We start from the raw sequence: 15,831 nt of genomic DNA on the forward strand, positions 1-15,831 counted from the left end.
CCAGCTTCGCAACGGCCGGGTCCAGTCCGCCGCAACGCCAGACTTTCCAGCAGCCGCATCGATGAGCATGGCCGCGCCGGGTGAACCGCTTGCTTCCTGATCGGGTGGCCGTGGCGGTGGTGGGCGGTGGTCCGGCGGGCTTCATGGCCGCCATCACCGCCGCCGAGGCCGGAGTGCGGGACATCCACGTGCTCGAGGCCACCCAGGAGCCGCTGCAGAAGGTGCGGATCAGCGGTGGCGGCCGCTGCAACGTGACCCATGCCTGCTGGGATCCGCGCGAGCTGGTGGGCCACTACCCCCGCGGACAGCGGGCCCTGCGGGGTCCCTTCTCCCGCTTCGCCTGTGGCGACGCGGTGGCCTGGTTCGACGCCCATGGCCTCGAGCTGGTGGAGGAGGCCGATGGGCGCCTCTTCCCCCGCTCCAACCGCTCCAGCTCCGTGGTGGCCACCCTGCGCTCGGCCGCGGCGGCGGCCGGGGTGACGGTGCACCGCGGCATGGGCGTGCAGGCCGTGCAGGCGGAGGGCGGCGACTTCCTGCTGCAGGTGCGCTGCAGCGGAGCCCAGGGGAACACCCGGCGCCTTGTGGCCGGGCAGGTGGTTCTGGCCACCGGCGGACATCCCAGTGGCCGACGTCTCGCCAGCAGCCTGGGCCACACCACGGTGCCGCCCGTGCCGTCCCTGTTCACCCTGGCCCTGGCGGATGACCCCCTGGTGGCCCTGGCCGGCGTGACGATGGATCCGGTGCAGCTCACCCTGGAGCTTCCCGATGGCCACCGCGAGCGCCAACGTGGCCCGCTGCTGATCACCCACTGGGGGGTGAGCGGTCCGGTCACCCTGCGGCTCACGGCCTTCGCGGCGCGCTCGCTGCATGCGGCCCGCTACCAGGCCGAGCTGATCGTGGATTGGACCGATGGTGGCTCCGAGTCAGAGCTGGCCGCGCGGTTTCAGGAGGCCCGCCGGGTTCAGGCCCGCCGCCAGCTGGCGAACGCGCGCCCCTGGCCGGCCCTGGGCCGTCGCCTCTGGCTGCATCTGCTCCAGGCCGGGGGAGTGGACCCGGCTCTGCGCTGGGCCGACCTCTCCAAGCACCATCAGCAAGCGTTGGTGGAGGCACTGCGGCGCTCCCGCTACCGGGTGCGGGGGCGTGGACCGTTCGGGGAGGAGTTCGTCACGGCCGGGGGGGTTGCCCTGGGGGAGGTGAACATGGCGTCGATGGAGAGCCGCCGGCAGCCAGGTCTCTACCTCGTGGGAGAACTGCTGGATGTGGACGGTGTGACAGGAGGATTCAACTTCCAGCACTGCTGGAGCTCTGGTTGGCTGGCCGGGGAGGCCATCGCCAGAGCAAAGGGTGCAGCAGGTTAGTGCAGATCGCTTCCTTCAGGTGCTGCTTACTTGATCTGGTCGAAGATCGAGAACATCGGCAGGTACATGGCGATGAGGATCGCACCCACGATGCCGCCCACCAGAACGATCATCATGGGCTCCAATAGTGACGTGAGGGCTTTCACAGCCGTTTCTACTTCGTCTTCATAGAAGTCCGCCACCTTGGAGAGCATGGCATCCATTTCACCGGTTTCCTCGCCGATGGAGAGCATGCTGATGGCCATTTCGGGTAATACATTTTTGCGTCCAATAGCAATACTCAAAGGGATGCCCTGGATGAGATCATCCCGGCTGCTTTGGATGGCATCAGAGATGATGGAATTGGATGTGATGTCCCTCACCACATCCAGAGCCTGGAGAATCGGTACACCAGCTCTGGTGAGGGAACTGAAGGTGCGACTGAACTGGGCCGTAGCTGTTTTCTGGATCAGCTCACCGAACAGTGGCAGCTTCAGCGCCAGGGCGTCGACGCGGCGCCTGCCGATGGGGGTCTGGTAAAACTTGATGGCCACGATGGCCAGGATCACCAGCGCCGCCAGGAGAATCAACGCAAAGGGGGATCGCAGCAGTTTGCTCAGATCCACCATAAACTGGGTGAACCAGGGCAGCTCAGCCCCAAGATCCTCGAAGATCTTGGCGAATGTGGGGATGATGAAGATTGTCATGCCCAGAAATACCAGGATGGCGATCGTGAACACCGCCAAGGGGTAGGCCATGGCCCCCTTAATCTGGTTCTGCAGCTTGGCGTTCGCTTCTAGCAGTTTTGCCAGCCGCCGCAGCGATTCGTCGAGAACGCCACCCGCCTCGCCGGCCTCCACCATGGCGATGGTGAGCCTGTCGAACACCTTGGGCCAGCGCCGCATCGAATCCCCGAAGCTCACCCCTTGGTTCAACTCCAGGCTCACCGATTCGAGCGCCCGTTTGAACAGCGGCATCTTCTGTTGGCTTGCCATCAGATCGATGCTGCGCACGATCGGCACGCCCGCATTCACCAGGGCCGCGAGCTTGCTGGCGAACACCGCCTTGGCCTTCACCCCGGGGCGTGCCTCGAATCGGCTGAGGATGCTGGAAGTTCTGAGCTTCTGAGCCAGTTCGCTCTGGGCTTTGCGACTGCTGGCTGAGCCGATGCTCGAGACCTTGATGTCGGTGACCCGGATCCCCCGCAACCGCAGGGTGCGCTTGGCCTGAATCAGATCAGGGGCATCGACGTTGACCGAGGCTTCCTTGCCGTTGTTGAGGTAGTTGGCGGTGAAGGTGGGCATGGCGGTGGCGGGAGGCTTCAGTTGAGCTGGCTCAGCAGGCGCTTGAGTTCCTCGGGTTTGCCCGTCTTGGCAACGGCCTCATCCATCAGGATCTGGTTGCTCATCACCAGATCGGCGAGGGACTTCTCCAGGGTCTGCATGGCCATCTGCCCGCCCATCTGCATTTGGGAATAGAGCTGGGCCGTTTTGCCTTCGCGGATCAGGTTGGCGATGGCGGGGGTGTTGATCATGATCTCCTGGGCCATCACTCGGCCGTACTCGCCCGGCACGGGGTTGTGACGCTTGCACAGGGTCTGGGCGAACACCGCCACCAGGCTGGTGCTCAGCTGCACCCGGATCTGGGTCTGCTGGCCTGCGGGGAACACATCCACCATGCGGTCCACTGTCTGGGCAGCCGAGCTCGTGTGCAGGGTGGCGAACACGAGGTGGCCGGTTTCCGCCGCCGTGATCGCCAACTGGATGGTTTCCAGATCCCGCAGTTCCCCCACCAGAATCACATCCGGATCCTCCCGAAGGGCGGCGCGCAGGGCATTGGCGAAGCTGCGGGTGTCGTCGTTGAGCTGACGTTGATGGATCACGCTCTTGTCGGAGCGGTAGGTGAATTCAATTGGATCTTCGATCGTGAGGATGTGTTCGGAGCGGGTGTGATTGATGTGATCCAGAACCGCCGCCAGAGTGGTGGTTTTCCCCGATCCCGTAGGACCGGTGACCAGCACCAGACCTTTGGGGGAACGGCTGATTTCCTCCACGATGGGGGGGAGGTGCAGGGCTTCCAGGGTGGGAATGGAATTGCCAAGCGCCCGCAGGCAGGCGGCATAGGTGCCGCGCTGGCGGTAGACATTGACCCTGAATCGCGCCACGCCCTTCAGGCCATAGGAGCAGTCCAGCTCCCAGTTCTGTTCGAGCTGCTTGCGCTGGGCGTTGTTCAGCAAGGAGAAGATCAGCTTGTTGCAGGCCTCCTCCTCCAGCCGGTCGTCGAGGATCGGGCGCAGCTGACCGTTGAAGCGTCCATAGGGGGGCAGTCCGGCGCTGAGATGGAGATCACTTCCTCCATCGGCCACCAGCTGGCTCATCAGATCTTCGATAATCACGGCCATGGTGTCTCGAGAGCGCGAGCTGGTTCAGCGGTACCGGGATTGTCCGTCTCAGCGCTCGGTGAGGCAATAGGGGCATTGCAGCCAGTCGTCATGGAGCCCCGCTCCGCATCCGCTGCAGGTGAGTGAGCTGAGGGCCTTGGAGCGCCGCTCACTCTCCAGGCCGGAGTCGGTGAGAAGCATCCGTTCCACCTCGGTGAGGGTGGTGTGGCCTTCGCGCACCAGTTGAAGGCCGTAGCCGAGCAGGGTCTTCATGCCGCTCTCCAGTGCCAGCCGGCGGATCACATCGGTGGTCTGGCGTTTGGCGATCGCCGCCGCGATGGTGTCGTTCATGCGCAGCACTTCGTAGACCCCGACCCTGCCCTTGTAGCCGCTGCCGTTGCAGGCGGGACAGCAGTCTTCGCTGCCGGGCGTGTTTGACTTGGCGCGGTAGAAGGTGACGTCGCTTTCCTTGCTGCTCAGCAATCCGAAACGGCTCAGTTCCTCGGGTTCCGGGCGGTAACTGATCCGGCAGCGGCTGCAGACGCGTCGTAGCAGCCGCTGCGACACGATCCCGAGCAAGGAGGCGCTGACCATGAAGGGCTCCACCCCCATCTCGTCGAGACGGGCGATGGCACTGGCCGCGTCGTTGCAGTGCAGGGTGGTGAGCACCAGGTGGCCGGTGAGTGCGGCTTCGATGGCCGTCTTGGCGGTCTCGAGGTCGCGGGTCTCACCCACCAGCAGCACGTCGGGATCCTGCCGCATGAAGGCGCGCAGGGCGGTGGAGAAATCGAGGCCCTTGTCCCGGTTCACCTGGGTCTGGGTGATGCCGTGGAGGGTGTATTCGATCGGATCCTCCACCGTGGAAATGTTGATGTGCTGGTCGTTGCGCTCCGACAGCAGGGCGTACAGGGTGGTGGACTTACCGGAACCGGTCGGTCCGGTCACCAGAATCATTCCGTAGGGCCGTGCTCCCAGTTCCCGCAGGCTCTGCCGGGCGTTCGCATCGGTGATGAGGGTGTCCAGCCCGAGCTGGGTGGCGCCGCTGTCGAGCAGACGCAGCACGACCTTTTCACCGTTGCGCGTCGGCAGGGTGCTGACGCGGAAATCCATCTTCCGTCCCCGGAACATGCGGCGGATGCGTCCGTCCTGGGGCATGCGCCGCTCGGCGATGTCCAGGTCGGCCATGATCTTCACCCGTGAGGTGACTGCCGGCACCAGGCTCCTCGGCAGATCCTCGAAATGTTTCTGCAGAACCCCGTCGATCCGGAAGCGGATCTCCATGGTGGTGTCCTGCGGCTCGATGTGGATGTCGCTGGCGCCGCTGGTGAGGGCCTCGATCAGAATCCGGTCCACCAGACTCACGATCGGTGAGGCGTTGGCCGTGGAGCTGGCCTCGGCCTCGCTGACCTCCAGATCCTCCAGGTCGTTGACCTCCTGCAGCTCCCCGATGGCCGTGGGGATGGCGAGGTCACGGGTGAGGGAGCGGGGCCTGGGAGGGGTGGCGTCCTCGGGCTCCTGGCTCGCCTCAGGCTCCGCGTCCCAGCTGGCGATGGTGTCCGAGCCCAAGGCATCGGTTGGGCCAGGGGCCGTGGGGGGGGGCGTGCCGATGTGCTCCTGCGCTGCGGCGATGTCGGCCGCCAGAGCCAGCACCAGCCGGCTGCCGGTGCCCCGGGAGGCCAGCTTGGTGGCCACGGCCTGGCGGGGTTCCGATCCCCAGTGACTCGGCACCGCCACCACGAGCGTGTCGCCGTCCCGGGCCACCGGACAGGCCCCCAGCTCCCGCCATTCCTCGACGCTGAGCACCGGGTCCTCCGGCCGCTGCTGCAGGAGATCCTCCTGGCTCAGCACGGGCTGGCCCAGCAGCAATTCCACCTCGAGACGCTGCTGCTCGGTGCTCAGCGCGTCGGGCACGGGTCTGGAGGGGCTCAGAGTCATGGTCCCGAGGTGCGGGCTTCCGCCGTTGTGAGCGCTCCGTTGGAGCTCCAACATGTTTAGATCCAAAGTTGCTGGTTGTCACTCATGAGCGGTGAACCTGTGGTCGGTCCTGAGACCAACCCCGGACAGGATCTTCAGCCTGAGGTGCAACCCGGGGACGGGACCGGTGGCCCCATGGGCTCCGAGGGTTCCGTCTCCGGAACCGACGGAGCGGATCTCGATGCCGGTGGGACCGCTCCGGAGGTGACCCCCGAGGGAGACAGCCCGTCGCCGGCCGATCCCCAACAGCAGGGCTACGACGCCAGGGTCGCCGAGATGGAGCAGGAACTGGCCACCCTGCGGGCCCAGCACGAGGCCCTCAACGGCCAGTACATGCGCCTGGCCGCCGACTTCGACAACTTCCGCAAGCGCCAGAGCCGCGACAGCGAGGACCAGCGTCTGCAGATCACCTGCTCCACCCTCGGCGAAATCCTGCCGGTGCTGGACAACTTCGATCGGGCCCGCCAGCAGCTCAATCCCCAGCACGAGGAGGCCCAGAGCCTGCACCGCAGCTACCAGGGCCTCTACCGCCAGCTGGTGGATGTGTTCAAGCAGCTGGGGGTGTCGCCGATGCGGGTGGAGGGTGAGCCCTTCGACCCGACCCTGCACGAGGCGGTGCTGCGGGAACCCAGCGACGTCCACGCCGAAGACGTCGTGATCGAGGAGCTGCAGCGGGGCTATCACCTCAACGGCCGGGTTCTGCGCCATGCCCTGGTCAAGGTGTCGATGGGGCCCGGTCCCACCGGTGCGCCGTCCCAGCCTCCGGCCGGTCAGGCCCCAGGACCTGAGGACCAGCCCGCCCCACCCCCCGGGGCCTGACCATGGCGGATTACTACGACCTCCTCGGCGTCAGTCGTGACGCCGATGCCGACAGCCTCAAGCGGGCCTACCGCCGGCTCGCCCGCCAGTACCACCCCGACATCAACAAGGAACCCGGTGCTGAGGACCGGTTCAAGGAGATCGGCCGGGCCTACGAGGTGCTCAGCGATCCCCAGACGCGGGCCCGCTACGACCAGTTCGGCGAAGCCGGGCTGGGGGGCGGCGGCATGCCGGACATGGCCGACATGGGTGGCTTCGCCGACCTGTTCGAGACCTTCTTCAGCGGCTTCGGAGGAGCGGCCGGTGCCGGAGGCCCGCGGCGCCGCGGGCCCCGCCAAGGCGACGACCTGCGGCTCGATCTCACCATCAGCTTCAAGGAGGCCGTGTTCGGCATCGAGAAGGAGGTGCAGATCCGCCATCTTGAAACCTGCAGCACCTGCAAGGGCTCGGGAGCGCGGGAGGGGGCCGGCCCCACCACCTGCGGCACCTGCTCCGGCGTGGGCCAGGTGCGCCGCGCCACCCGCACACCCTTCGGCAGCTTCACCCAGGTGGCCCCCTGCCCCACCTGCGAGGGCACGGGCCAGGTGATCGCCGACCCCTGCAGCGCCTGCGGCGGGCAGGGGCTGCAGCAGGTGCGCAAGAAGCTGCGCATCAACATTCCCGCCGGAGTCGATTCCGGCACGCGCCTGCGGGTGGGCCAGGAGGGCAACGCCGGCCAGCGGGGCGGGCCGCCTGGGGATCTCTACGTGTTCCTCTCCGTGCAGCCCCACCCCCACCTGCGTCGGGACGGTATCCATGTGCAGTCGGACGTGGTGCTGAACTACCTCCAGGCGATCCTCGGGGACACCATCGAGGTGGAGACGGTGGATGGCCCCGAGCCGCTCGAGATCCCTCCGGGCACCCAGCCGGGTGCCGTGCTGACCCTCCAGGGCAAGGGGGTGCCCAAGCTGGGCAATCCCGTGGCTCGCGGCAACCACCAGTTCAGCGTGAAGGTGCAGCTGCCCACGCGGCTCAACAGCGAGGAGAAGGACCTGCTGGAGCAGCTGGCCGGCCATCACACCAGCAGGGGGCACAAGCACCACCACAAGAGCGGTCTGTTCGGCGGCCTGTTCGGCCATCGCGACTAGCCCCGTGCCCTCTCCCGCCGAGCCCAGCGCCTGCCTCGATCTGCGCGGCACACCCTGCCCGCTGAACTACATCCGGGCGACCCTGGCCCTGGAGACCCTGGACCCCGGGGCCTGGCTGCAGCTGGATCTCGATCGGGGCGAGCCGGAGGACATGGTGATCGCAGGCCTGAGGCAGGCGGGTCACCCCGTGGTGAGCGGGCCCCACCCCGAAGCCGCCGATGCGGCGGTCCGCCTTCTGGTCTGCCGTGATGGCGGCTGAGCAGGACGCCGACGCGCCGCTGGCATGGAGCACCAGCGCCACCGGTCTGGTGGTGGCCATGCAGGCCAACTACGCCATGGTGGGCCTCGACCAGCCGGGGCCTGAAGCCCGCACCCGCCTGCTCTGCACCCGCCGCACCCGGCTCGCCAAGAGCGGGCTGGCCATCTGCGTGGGTGATCGGGTCAGGGTCGATGGCATCGACTGGCGGGCCGGCCGCGGTGCCGTGGCGGCGGTCCACCCCCGCCACGGCAGGCTGGAGCGCCCCGCGGTGGCCAATGTCTCCCGCATCGTGGTGGTGGCCTCCCTGGCGGAACCGGCCCTAGATCCCCTGCAGCTCACCCGCTTCCTGATCACCGCCGAGGCCTGCGGGTCTCCGGTGCTTCTGGTGCTCTCCAAGGCCGACCTGGTGCCACCGGCCGAGAGGGACGCCTGGTGTCGCAGGGTGCGTGGCTGGGGCTATCCACCCGTGGCCCTGGCGGTCCCCAGCGGCGAAGGGCTCGAGGCGCTGCGTCGGGAGCTGAGCCAGCCCGGCATCGCCGTGCTCTGCGGGCCCTCCGGGGTGGGCAAGAGCAGCCTCCTCAATGCCCTGGTGCCTGAACTGGCGCTGCGGGTGGCCGCCGTGTCCGGCCGGCTGCAACGGGGGCGCCACACCACCCGCCATGTGGAGCTGTTCGGCATCGGTCCCCAGGCTCTGGTGGCGGACACACCCGGCTTCAACCGGCCTGCGCTGCCCCGGCAACCCGAGCTGCTCGGACCCCTCTTCCCGGAAGTGCGCCGCCAGCTGGCCCGGGCGGGCTCCTGCCGCTTCAGCGATTGCCTGCACCGGGGCGAGCCCGGCTGCTCCGTCGGGATGGACTGGGAGCGGTGGCCGCACTACAGCCAGTGCCTCGAGGCCATCGAGCAGGAGCAGCATCGGGACCCGCGCGGTTCGGCCGCTGCTCCCCAGTCCGCTGTGCGGCGGCGCGGGGATGGCCTGGAACCGAGGCTGGCCCCGCGGCTGCGCCGGCTCTCCCGCCGCTCCCAGCGCCAGCGGGCCGCGGCCGAGGCGGAAGTCCTTGCACCCGAGGAGGCGGAGGGCGGTCCCCCCGCATCAGGCTGAGCTCTGGCTCAGCCGCCCAGCCCGGGCAGGTTGAGGTTCAGTCCACCGGTGAGTTCCTCCATGCGGCCCTTCATCGTGCCGGTGGAGTTGGCATAGGCCGCCTGAAGCGCTTCCAGCACGGCCGCTTCGCAGGCCTCGGCACCGTCGGCCATCAGCTCCGGTGCCAGCCGTACCCGCAGGGGCTGCTGGTTGCCCGACAGCCACACGCTGGCCCGACCATCGGCGCTGCTCCCCTCGAGCTCCATCGCATCGAGCTCCTCCTGGAGCTTCTGGGCGTTCTGCTGCAGTTCCTGGGCCTTCTTGAAGGCCTCGGTGAGCTGACCGAAATTGGGGAGTCCGAAGCCGGCCATGCCGTCACGAAAGCAGTCCCCAGGCTAAGCGGCACCTCATAGCAGCCTGCGCCTGGCGTCGGGCTAGAAGCCGAGCCGTTTCACTTCCGGATGCAGGGCGATGCCGTGGTGGGCCAACACGCGCCGCTGAACCTCGCGGATCAGGGTGTCGATGTCAGCGGCGCTGGCGTCGCCGGTGTTCACGATGAAGTTGGCGTGGAGGGTGGACACCTCCGCGGCGCCGATGCGCAGGCCCTTGAGACCCAGCTCCTCGATCAGCCGTCCGGCCTTCTGCGGTTCGGGATTGCGGAACACGCTGCCGCAGCTCGGCTGCTGGTAGGGCTGGGTGCTGGTGCGGCTGTGGAGGTTGCTGCTGGTGCGCTGGCTGATGGCGGCCGGGTCGTGGCCCGGTTCGAGCCGGAAGCGGGCCGAGAGCACGATCAACGGTTCCTGCTGCAGCCGGCTGTGGCGGTAGGCGAATTCCAGCTCCCGCGCCTCCAGCTCGAAGGGCTGCTCCGGCCGGGCTGGATCCAGCACCCGCACCGAGTGCAGCCACTCCGCCGTGCAGCCTCCCTGGGCGCCCGCATTCATCACGGCGGCACCACCCACGGTGCCTGGAATGCCCACCGCCCACTCCAGGCCGCTCAGGCCCCCCCGGGCCGCCTTGCGGGCCAGGGTGGGAATCGGTTCCCCCGCCGCCGCCTCCACCCAGCCACTGCCGGCCTCGATCCAGCTGCCCTGCAGGCGGCGGTTGCAGAGGGTGAGACCCTCCAGGCCGGAATCGGCGATCAGAAGGTTGGAGCCGGCGCCGATGCAGCGCAGCACCAGCCCTTCCCGCCAGGCCCAGGCGGCCATGGCCACCAGCTCCTCATCCGAGGCAGGCTCGCCGAACCATTCAGCCGCCCCCCCCACCTTCCAGGTGGTGTAGGGCTGCAACGGAATGGCCTGGCGCAGACCCGAGGGAGGGGCGCAGGGGGCGATCATCGCGCTAAGCGACCAGCTCGAGGCTTGGATCCGGCAGCTGGCCGAGCCTGTCCCAGAGGCTGTTCACATCGCCGGCCCCCATGGCCAGCACCAGATCCCCCTCCACGCTGCAGCCGGCCACCTGCACGGCGAGTTCGTCGAGGCTGCTCGCCACCATCACGGGCAAGGTGGGGTCGAGAGCTCGAATCGCCTCGGCCAGGGCCTGGCTGCTCACTCCGTCGATCGGGGCCTCGCCGGCGGCGTAGAGCGGAGCGATCAGCACCGTATGGGCGTTGCGCAACGCTTCGGCGAAGCCCGGCAGGAACTGGGCCGTGCGGCTGTAGCGATGGGGCTGGAACACGGCTACCAGGCGGCGCGGCACCTGGGGCAAGGGACTGCGGCCGCTGCCCACCATCAGCTGGGCCATGCCGAGGGTGGCCGCCACCTCGCTGGGATGATGGGCGTAGTCGTCCACCACGAGGCGGCCGTTCCAGATGCCGCGGAAATCGAAGCGGCGCCCCGGTGGCTTGAGCCCGGCCACGGCCCGCTGCAGCTCCGCGAAGGCCACGCCCTCGAGGCGGCAGGCCGCCAGGGCGGCCACGGCGTTGCTCAGGTTGTGGCGGCCCGGCAGGGGCAGGCAGATCCTCCCGACCGGCTGACCCTGCTCGTAGAACTCGGCGGTGGTGCCGTCGCCCCGTTCCTCCAGGGCGACGGCCGCGAAGTCGATCCCCTCGGTGGTGGTGATCGACCACCAGTGCTGGGCGTCGAAATGCTCCCGCAGGATCGCGCAGTCGTGGTTGGCCAGCAGCCGGCCGGAACGGCCGGCGAAACGGCGCAGCGTGCCGATCAGGGCCTCCAGGTCGGGGTAGTGGTCCGTGTGGTCCAGTTCCACGTTGGTGAGCACACCCAGCCCGGGCTTGAACTTCACCAGCGAGCCGTCCGACTCATCGGCCTCGGCCACCAGCAGCCGCCCCTTGCCGCTGCGGCCGTTGCTGCCGAAGGCGGGCACGATGCCCCCGATCACGGCGGTGGGATCGTGCCCCGTGGCTGCCAGCAGGGTGGCGATCAGGCTGCTGGTGGTGGTCTTGCCGTGGCTGCCGGCCACGGCGATCGAGGCCTGGTTCTGGATCAGGGCTGCCAGCACGTCGGAGCGGTGGCAGATCTTCAGCCCCACCCGGCGCGCTTCCTTCAGTTCGGGATTGGTTTCCGGCACGGCGGAACTGATCACCACCAGGGGCGCCATGGAGGTGCCGCTGCAGATGGCCGCCACCGTGCTGCCGCTCTGCTCCCGGAACACGCGCACACCGAGCCGGCGCAGGTTGGAGAGCACCGCGTTGTCACGGGGATCGGAGCCGCTCACCGCGAAGCCCCGCTCGGCCAGGATCCCCGCCAGGGCCGACATGCCGATGCCCCCGACCCCGATGAAGTGCAGCGGTTGGTGGCGATCAAGCTGGGGGATCAAGGTCGTCTCCGAACCGGGAAGCTGCTCCAGGCGAAATTAGGTCGCCCGGGGCCCGTCGCACCATTACGAGATGCTGCGTCTGCGGCCATCGTCGATCCGGTGTCCAGGCGCCGCAAGGGGGGGTGAGCAGGTGATTTCTGTATGATCGGCAGCCAAATCTCCCCTGACTAGCGGTTTTTCCGCTCATTTGCCATGACATTGAAGGTTGCGATCAATGGATTCGGCCGGATCGGTCGCAACTTCATGCGCTGCTGGCTGAGCCGTGGGGCCAACACCGGCATCGAGGTGGTGGGCCTGAACGACACCTCCGATCCCCGCACCAATTCCCACCTGCTCCAGTACGACTCGATGCTGGGGCGCATCCGGGACGCCGAGGTGAGCTACACCGATGACGCCATCGTCGTCAACGGCCGCACGATCAAGTGCTTCTCGGACCGGAACCCCCTCAACCTCCCCTGGAAGGAGTGGGGTGTGGACCTGGTGATCGAATCGACCGGCGTGTTCATCGACAAGGCCGGGGCCGGCAAGCACATCGAGGCCGGGGCCAAGAAGGTGCTGATCACCGCTCCCGGCAAGGGCGAGGGCGTGGGCACCTTCGTGGTGGGTGTGAACGACCACGAATACCGCCACGACGACTGGGACATCGTCTCCAACGCCAGCTGCACCACCAACTGCATGGCGCCGATCGTGAAGACCCTCGATCAGGCCTTCGGCATCGTCAAGGGCACGATGACCACCACCCACAGCTACACGGGTGATCAGCGCATCCTCGACGCGTCCCACCGCGATCTGCGTCGTGCCCGCGCCGCCGCCATCAACATCGTGCCCACCAGCACCGGTGCCGCCAAGGCCGTGGCCCTGGTCTATCCGCCGATGAAGGGCAAGCTCAACGGCATCGCCCTGCGGGTGCCCACCCCCAACGTCTCGGTGGTCGACCTGGTGCTGGAAGTGAGCCGCTCCACCACCCGGGAGGAGGTGAACGCCACCCTCAAGGCCGCCTCCGAGAACGGCATGAAGGGCATCATCAAGTACTCCGATCTGCCGCTGGTGTCCAGCGACCACGCCGGCACCGACGAGTCGACGATCGTGGACTCCGACCTCACCCTGGTGATGGGCGACAACATGGTGAAGGTGATCTGCTGGTACGACAACGAGTGGGGCTACAGCCAGCGGGTGGTGGACCTGGCTGAAGTGGTGGCCCGCAACTGGAAGTGAGCCCTGGCGGCGCTGTCCGCCTGGCTCAGACGTGCCGTCAGCCTTCTTCGGCGTAGTGCCTGAACCCCCGCTCCTGAAGCGGGGCAGCATCCCCGCCGTCCCAGCTCAGGCCCGGTTCCGCAGCGGCGGCCGGGGCCAGGTGCCCGATGCGACGCGATCCGGCCACCAGCTGCAGCAGGCCGTCCGCCCAGTGGGGATCGAGGGCCAGCACCAGCTCGAAGTCCTCCCCCCCGTTCAGGCACCAGGTCTCTGCCTTGCCGAGGGGCGCCATCGCCGGCTCGATCGGCAGGTTTCCCCGTTGCAGCACGGCCTGGCAGCCGCTGGCCGTCGCCACGGCCCGGGCGGCGGCCGCCAGCCCATCACTGCTGTCGGTGCCTCCCACGCGCCAGGGCAGCCAGGCAGGCTGGCTGGCCGCCAGGGCCTGCACGGCATCGAAGCGGGGCTCGGGCATCCGGTGGGCGCGCACGGCCCGATCCAGCAGCTGCGCCGGCAGCATGCCCAGCTCGGACGGCGTCAGCTCCTGCCGCAGCACGGCCAGCCCGAGGCGGCTGAGCCCGTGGGGCCCTGTGCACACCAGGGCATCGCCCGGGCGGCCATCGGTCCGGCGAATGGGTCCTGCGGCTGCCAGGGTGCCGAGGGCCGTGACCGCCAGGATGCGCTGCCGGCCTGAACTGCAGTCTCCCCCCAGCAGGTTCCCGCCCCCATGGGCGCTCAGACAGCGACCCAGTCCCCCGTAGACCGCCTCGACCCAGCTCCAACGGGTGCTGGCGGGGGCAATCAGCCCCACCGTGAGTCCACTGGCGCCGGTGCAGCCCATTGCCGCCAGATCCGAGAGGTTGGCCGCGGCCGCGCGCCAGCCCACGTGGAAGGGTTCGGTGGTGGCGGCACTGAAATGCACGTCCTCCACCAGCACATCGGTGTTCACCACCAGGCCATGGCCCCGGCTGTCGCCGAGATCCAGCACGGCCGCATCATCCTGAAACTGGCCGGGGGGCGCGAAGGCCGCCAGCCGTTCGATCAGCCCTGCCTCGCCCAGCTCTGCCAGGGTCGGGTCCCCTGACGGATCGGACGGAGGATCAGGCCGAGGATCAGGCGTGGGGTTGCAGGTTCTCGGCACCCTCCACCACCCGGGCGTGCAGGATCCTGTCATCGACGCCCAGTTCCTCCAGCACCTCGCCGCCCTCCACCACGTAGCCGAACGCGGCATAGCGGCCATCCACCAGATTCAGGCCCGCCGGGGTGAGTTCCGCCTCGTAGAGGAAGAAGAAGAACTGGGAGGAACCGTCATCGAGATGCTGGTCCGAGTGAGCCCAGCCGAGGGTCCCGAGGGTGGCGAAGGGGAGCACCGGGGTGGCCTTGTAGCGGCCCAGATCCTCGAAGGTCTGGTTGTAGAAGGGGGCCGACTCGCCGGGAATCATGATCTCGAGCGGCACCCTCCGCACCTGCTGGGTGGCGGGGTCGGTGTAGCCGTCGGCCGGACCGTCGGGATCGCCGGTCTGGAGCACGTAGAAGTCCTCGGCGCGGATGAAGGGCAGCCCGTCGTAGAAGCGCTTCTGCACGAGATCCACGAACGCGCCCGCGGTGAGGGGAGCGTTGTAGCCATCCACCACCGCCGTGAGGGATCCCCTGGTGGTTTCCAGCTCCACGGTGGCGCGTCCCAGCAGCCGTGGCAGGGCGTCGAATTCGCTGGGGATGGCGAACGGGAAGGGTCCCACCAGCAGGGCTTCGGCAGTCCCGATCGTGGCGAGTGCCTCGCGCCGCGAGCTCAGGAAGGCCTCCCGGTCCTGGGCCTGGGCGCCGGCGGCCAGGCTCTGCAGCTCCACCTCGAGCTGGTCGAGCAGGGCCTCCGCCCGGTCGGCATCCTCCGGCGCGAAGCGCGCCAGGATGTCGCTGCGGCGGCTGGTCAGCAGCGACTGGCTGCGTTGCACGGTGGAGTTCAGGGCTGACCACCGCTTCGCCCGCAGATCGGTGCTGGTGTCTTCCAGCCGGTGTTGCAGCTCCTGCAACTGCGGCGCCTCCACCGGCAGTGCATTGCGCAGGATCGCGGCCGGATCCTTCACCGCATTGCCCTGGGGCAGGGCGGCCCCGGCGGGCGTGGGGGCCAGTGGAAGACTCAGGCAGAGAGCCAGCACCCAGGCCACCCAGCCAATGACCCGAGCTGATGCCATGCGCGCCACCATCGCAGCCCCATCACGCTTGCCGGACTTTGGCACAGCTCCCCGGCGCCACGGGCCGCTGGACAGGAAGGTTTCAGGGTCGTGGCCGGTAGCCAGCCGTACAATCCGCCAGATCCGAACCGCCGGAATGATCTCCAGCAACGACTTTCGTACCGGTACCTCGATTGAGCTGGATGGCCAGGTCTGGCGGGTCGTTGAATTCCTGCACGTGAAGCCCGGCAAGGGCTCGGCCTTCGTGCGCACCAAGCTCAAGGCTGTGCAGAGCGGCAACGTGGTGGAGAAGACCTTCCGGGCCGGCGAGATGGTGCCCCAGGCCGTGCTTGAGAAGAGCACCCTGCAGCACACCTACATGGAGGGTGACGACTACGTGTTCATGGACATGGCCAGCTTCGAGGAAACCCGGCTCACCGCCAAACAGATCGGTGACAGCCGCAAGTACCTCAAGGAGGGCATGGAAGTGAACGTGGTGTCCTGGAACGGCAAACCCCTGGAGGTGGAGCTGCCCAACTCGGTGGTTCTGGAGATCACCCAGACCGATCCCGGCGTGAAGGGCGACACCGCCACCGGCGGCACCAAGCCCGCCATCGTGGAGACCGGAGCCCAGGTGATGGTGCCCCTGTTCCTCTCCATCGGCGAGAAGATCAAGATCGACACCCGGACCGACAGCTATCTCGGGCGGGAGAACTGATC

Annotated in this window: 15 protein-coding genes; 7 read left to right on the top strand and 8 right to left on the bottom strand. The window is 68.1% G+C overall.

Annotated elements, in window-relative coordinates; translation table 11 throughout:
* The first annotated feature begins 80 nt into the window (after positions 1-80).
* The gene (locus CPCC7001_RS09885) at positions 81-1,358 is read left to right on the top strand and encodes an NAD(P)/FAD-dependent oxidoreductase (protein WP_006909336.1); all 1,278 of its coding nucleotides are present in this window, start codon (positions 81-83) and stop codon (positions 1,356-1,358) included.
* A 26-nt stretch (positions 1,359-1,384) separates the two neighbouring features.
* Here the strand turns inward: CPCC7001_RS09885 and CPCC7001_RS09890 are convergent, their stop codons facing one another.
* The 3 genes from CPCC7001_RS09890 to CPCC7001_RS09900 are packed head-to-tail and all read right to left on the bottom strand — an operon-like array spanning position 1,385 to position 5,652.
* Positions 1,385-2,641 carry a type II secretion system F family protein gene (locus CPCC7001_RS09890; RefSeq protein WP_006911646.1) on the bottom strand — a complete coding sequence of 419 codons (1,257 nt, stop codon included), beginning with the start codon at positions 2,639-2,641 and terminating at the stop codon, positions 1,385-1,387.
* Positions 2,642-2,658: 17 nt separating this feature from the next.
* Entirely contained in the window at positions 2,659-3,738 is a 1,080-nt protein-coding gene (locus CPCC7001_RS09895) for a type IV pilus twitching motility protein PilT (RefSeq protein WP_006911524.1), read from the bottom strand.
* 48 nt (positions 3,739-3,786) lie between these two features.
* A complete protein-coding gene (locus CPCC7001_RS09900) occupies positions 3,787-5,652 on the bottom strand; it encodes a GspE/PulE family protein (RefSeq protein WP_043368916.1) in 1,866 nt (621 codons plus the stop codon).
* An 84-nt stretch (positions 5,653-5,736) separates the two neighbouring features.
* On the opposite strand from CPCC7001_RS09900, the gene grpE reads away from it, so the two are divergent.
* The 4 genes from grpE to rsgA are packed head-to-tail and all read left to right on the top strand — an operon-like array spanning position 5,737 to position 8,995.
* Complete coding sequence (grpE, locus tag CPCC7001_RS09905) at positions 5,737-6,510, top strand: nucleotide exchange factor GrpE (RefSeq protein WP_369699347.1); 774 nt, start codon at positions 5,737-5,739, stop codon at positions 6,508-6,510.
* Positions 6,511-6,512: 2 nt separating this feature from the next.
* A complete protein-coding gene (dnaJ, locus tag CPCC7001_RS09910; protein ID WP_006909613.1) occupies positions 6,513-7,637 on the top strand; it encodes a molecular chaperone DnaJ in 1,125 nt (374 codons plus the stop codon).
* A gap of 4 nt (positions 7,638-7,641) precedes the next feature.
* Positions 7,642-7,896 (top strand): sulfurtransferase TusA family protein, encoded by a 255-nt coding sequence (locus CPCC7001_RS09915; RefSeq protein WP_006910611.1) that lies wholly within the window; start codon positions 7,642-7,644, stop codon positions 7,894-7,896.
* On the top strand, positions 7,856-8,995 hold the full coding sequence (gene rsgA / locus CPCC7001_RS09920; protein WP_006909420.1) for a ribosome small subunit-dependent GTPase A: 1,140 nt from the start codon (positions 7,856-7,858) through the stop codon (positions 8,993-8,995). Before CPCC7001_RS09915 ends, rsgA begins: the two co-directional genes overlap by 41 nt.
* An 8-nt stretch (positions 8,996-9,003) precedes the next feature.
* Here the strand turns inward: rsgA and CPCC7001_RS09925 are convergent, their stop codons facing one another.
* From CPCC7001_RS09925 to murC, 3 genes are all read right to left on the bottom strand, one after another.
* On the bottom strand, positions 9,004-9,345 hold the full coding sequence (locus tag CPCC7001_RS09925; protein WP_006910791.1) for a YbaB/EbfC family nucleoid-associated protein: 342 nt from the start codon (positions 9,343-9,345) through the stop codon (positions 9,004-9,006).
* 63 nt (positions 9,346-9,408) lie between these two features.
* Complete coding sequence (gene murB, locus CPCC7001_RS09930; protein WP_006911596.1) at positions 9,409-10,308, bottom strand: UDP-N-acetylmuramate dehydrogenase; 900 nt, start codon at positions 10,306-10,308, stop codon at positions 9,409-9,411.
* Positions 10,309-10,312: 4 nt separating this feature from the next.
* Entirely contained in the window at positions 10,313-11,689 is a 1,377-nt protein-coding gene (gene murC / locus CPCC7001_RS09935; RefSeq protein WP_369699362.1) for a UDP-N-acetylmuramate--L-alanine ligase, read from the bottom strand.
* Positions 11,690-11,941: 252 nt separating this feature from the next.
* Here murC and CPCC7001_RS09940 point away from each other — a divergent pair, with 252 nt between their 5' ends.
* A complete protein-coding gene (locus CPCC7001_RS09940) occupies positions 11,942-12,964 on the top strand; it encodes a type I glyceraldehyde-3-phosphate dehydrogenase (protein WP_006911098.1) in 1,023 nt (340 codons plus the stop codon).
* A gap of 37 nt (positions 12,965-13,001) precedes the next feature.
* Here CPCC7001_RS09940 and thiL read toward each other — a convergent pair whose 3' ends face one another.
* Both thiL and CPCC7001_RS09950 read right to left on the bottom strand, forming a co-directional pair.
* The gene (gene thiL / locus CPCC7001_RS09945; RefSeq protein ID WP_006910908.1) at positions 13,002-14,081 is read right to left on the bottom strand and encodes a thiamine-phosphate kinase; all 1,080 of its coding nucleotides are present in this window, start codon (positions 14,079-14,081) and stop codon (positions 13,002-13,004) included.
* A complete protein-coding gene (locus CPCC7001_RS09950) occupies positions 14,053-15,132 on the bottom strand; it encodes a peptidylprolyl isomerase (protein ID WP_043369917.1) in 1,080 nt (359 codons plus the stop codon). The genes thiL and CPCC7001_RS09950 overlap by 29 nt, the downstream gene beginning before the upstream one ends.
* Before the next feature lie 136 nt (positions 15,133-15,268).
* On the opposite strand from CPCC7001_RS09950, the gene efp reads away from it, so the two are divergent.
* A complete protein-coding gene (gene efp, locus CPCC7001_RS09955; protein WP_006909327.1) occupies positions 15,269-15,829 on the top strand; it encodes an elongation factor P in 561 nt (186 codons plus the stop codon).
* Positions 15,830-15,831 lie beyond the last annotated feature (2 nt).

Source organism: Cyanobium sp. PCC 7001 (assembly GCF_000155635.1).
Lineage (GTDB): Bacteria > Cyanobacteriota > Cyanobacteriia > PCC-6307 > Cyanobiaceae > NIES-981.

Coding starts and splice junctions, on each gene's coding strand:
- grpE (WP_369699347.1), top strand. CDS start 5,737: ATGAGCGGTGAACCTGTGGTCGGTCCTGAGACCAACCCCGGACAGGAT.
- CPCC7001_RS09890 (WP_006911646.1), bottom strand. CDS start 2,641: ATGCCCACCTTCACCGCCAACTACCTCAACAACGGCAAGGAAGCCTCG.
- CPCC7001_RS09900 (WP_043368916.1), bottom strand. CDS start 5,652: ATGACTCTGAGCCCCTCCAGACCCGTGCCCGACGCGCTGAGCACCGAG.
- murB (WP_006911596.1), bottom strand. CDS start 10,308: ATGATCGCCCCCTGCGCCCCTCCCTCGGGTCTGCGCCAGGCCATTCCG.
- CPCC7001_RS09895 (WP_006911524.1), bottom strand. CDS start 3,738: ATGGCCGTGATTATCGAAGATCTGATGAGCCAGCTGGTGGCCGATGGA.
- CPCC7001_RS09950 (WP_043369917.1), bottom strand. CDS start 15,132: ATGGCATCAGCTCGGGTCATTGGCTGGGTGGCCTGGGTGCTGGCTCTC.
- rsgA (WP_006909420.1), top strand. CDS start 7,856: ATGCGGCGGTCCGCCTTCTGGTCTGCCGTGATGGCGGCTGAGCAGGAC.
- murC (WP_369699362.1), bottom strand. CDS start 11,689: ATGTCGGCCCTGGCGGGGATCCTGGCCGAGCGGGGCTTCGCGGTGAGC.
- CPCC7001_RS09940 (WP_006911098.1), top strand. CDS start 11,942: ATGACATTGAAGGTTGCGATCAATGGATTCGGCCGGATCGGTCGCAAC.
- CPCC7001_RS09925 (WP_006910791.1), bottom strand. CDS start 9,345: ATGGCCGGCTTCGGACTCCCCAATTTCGGTCAGCTCACCGAGGCCTTC.
- efp (WP_006909327.1), top strand. CDS start 15,269: ATGATCTCCAGCAACGACTTTCGTACCGGTACCTCGATTGAGCTGGAT.
- dnaJ (WP_006909613.1), top strand. CDS start 6,513: ATGGCGGATTACTACGACCTCCTCGGCGTCAGTCGTGACGCCGATGCC.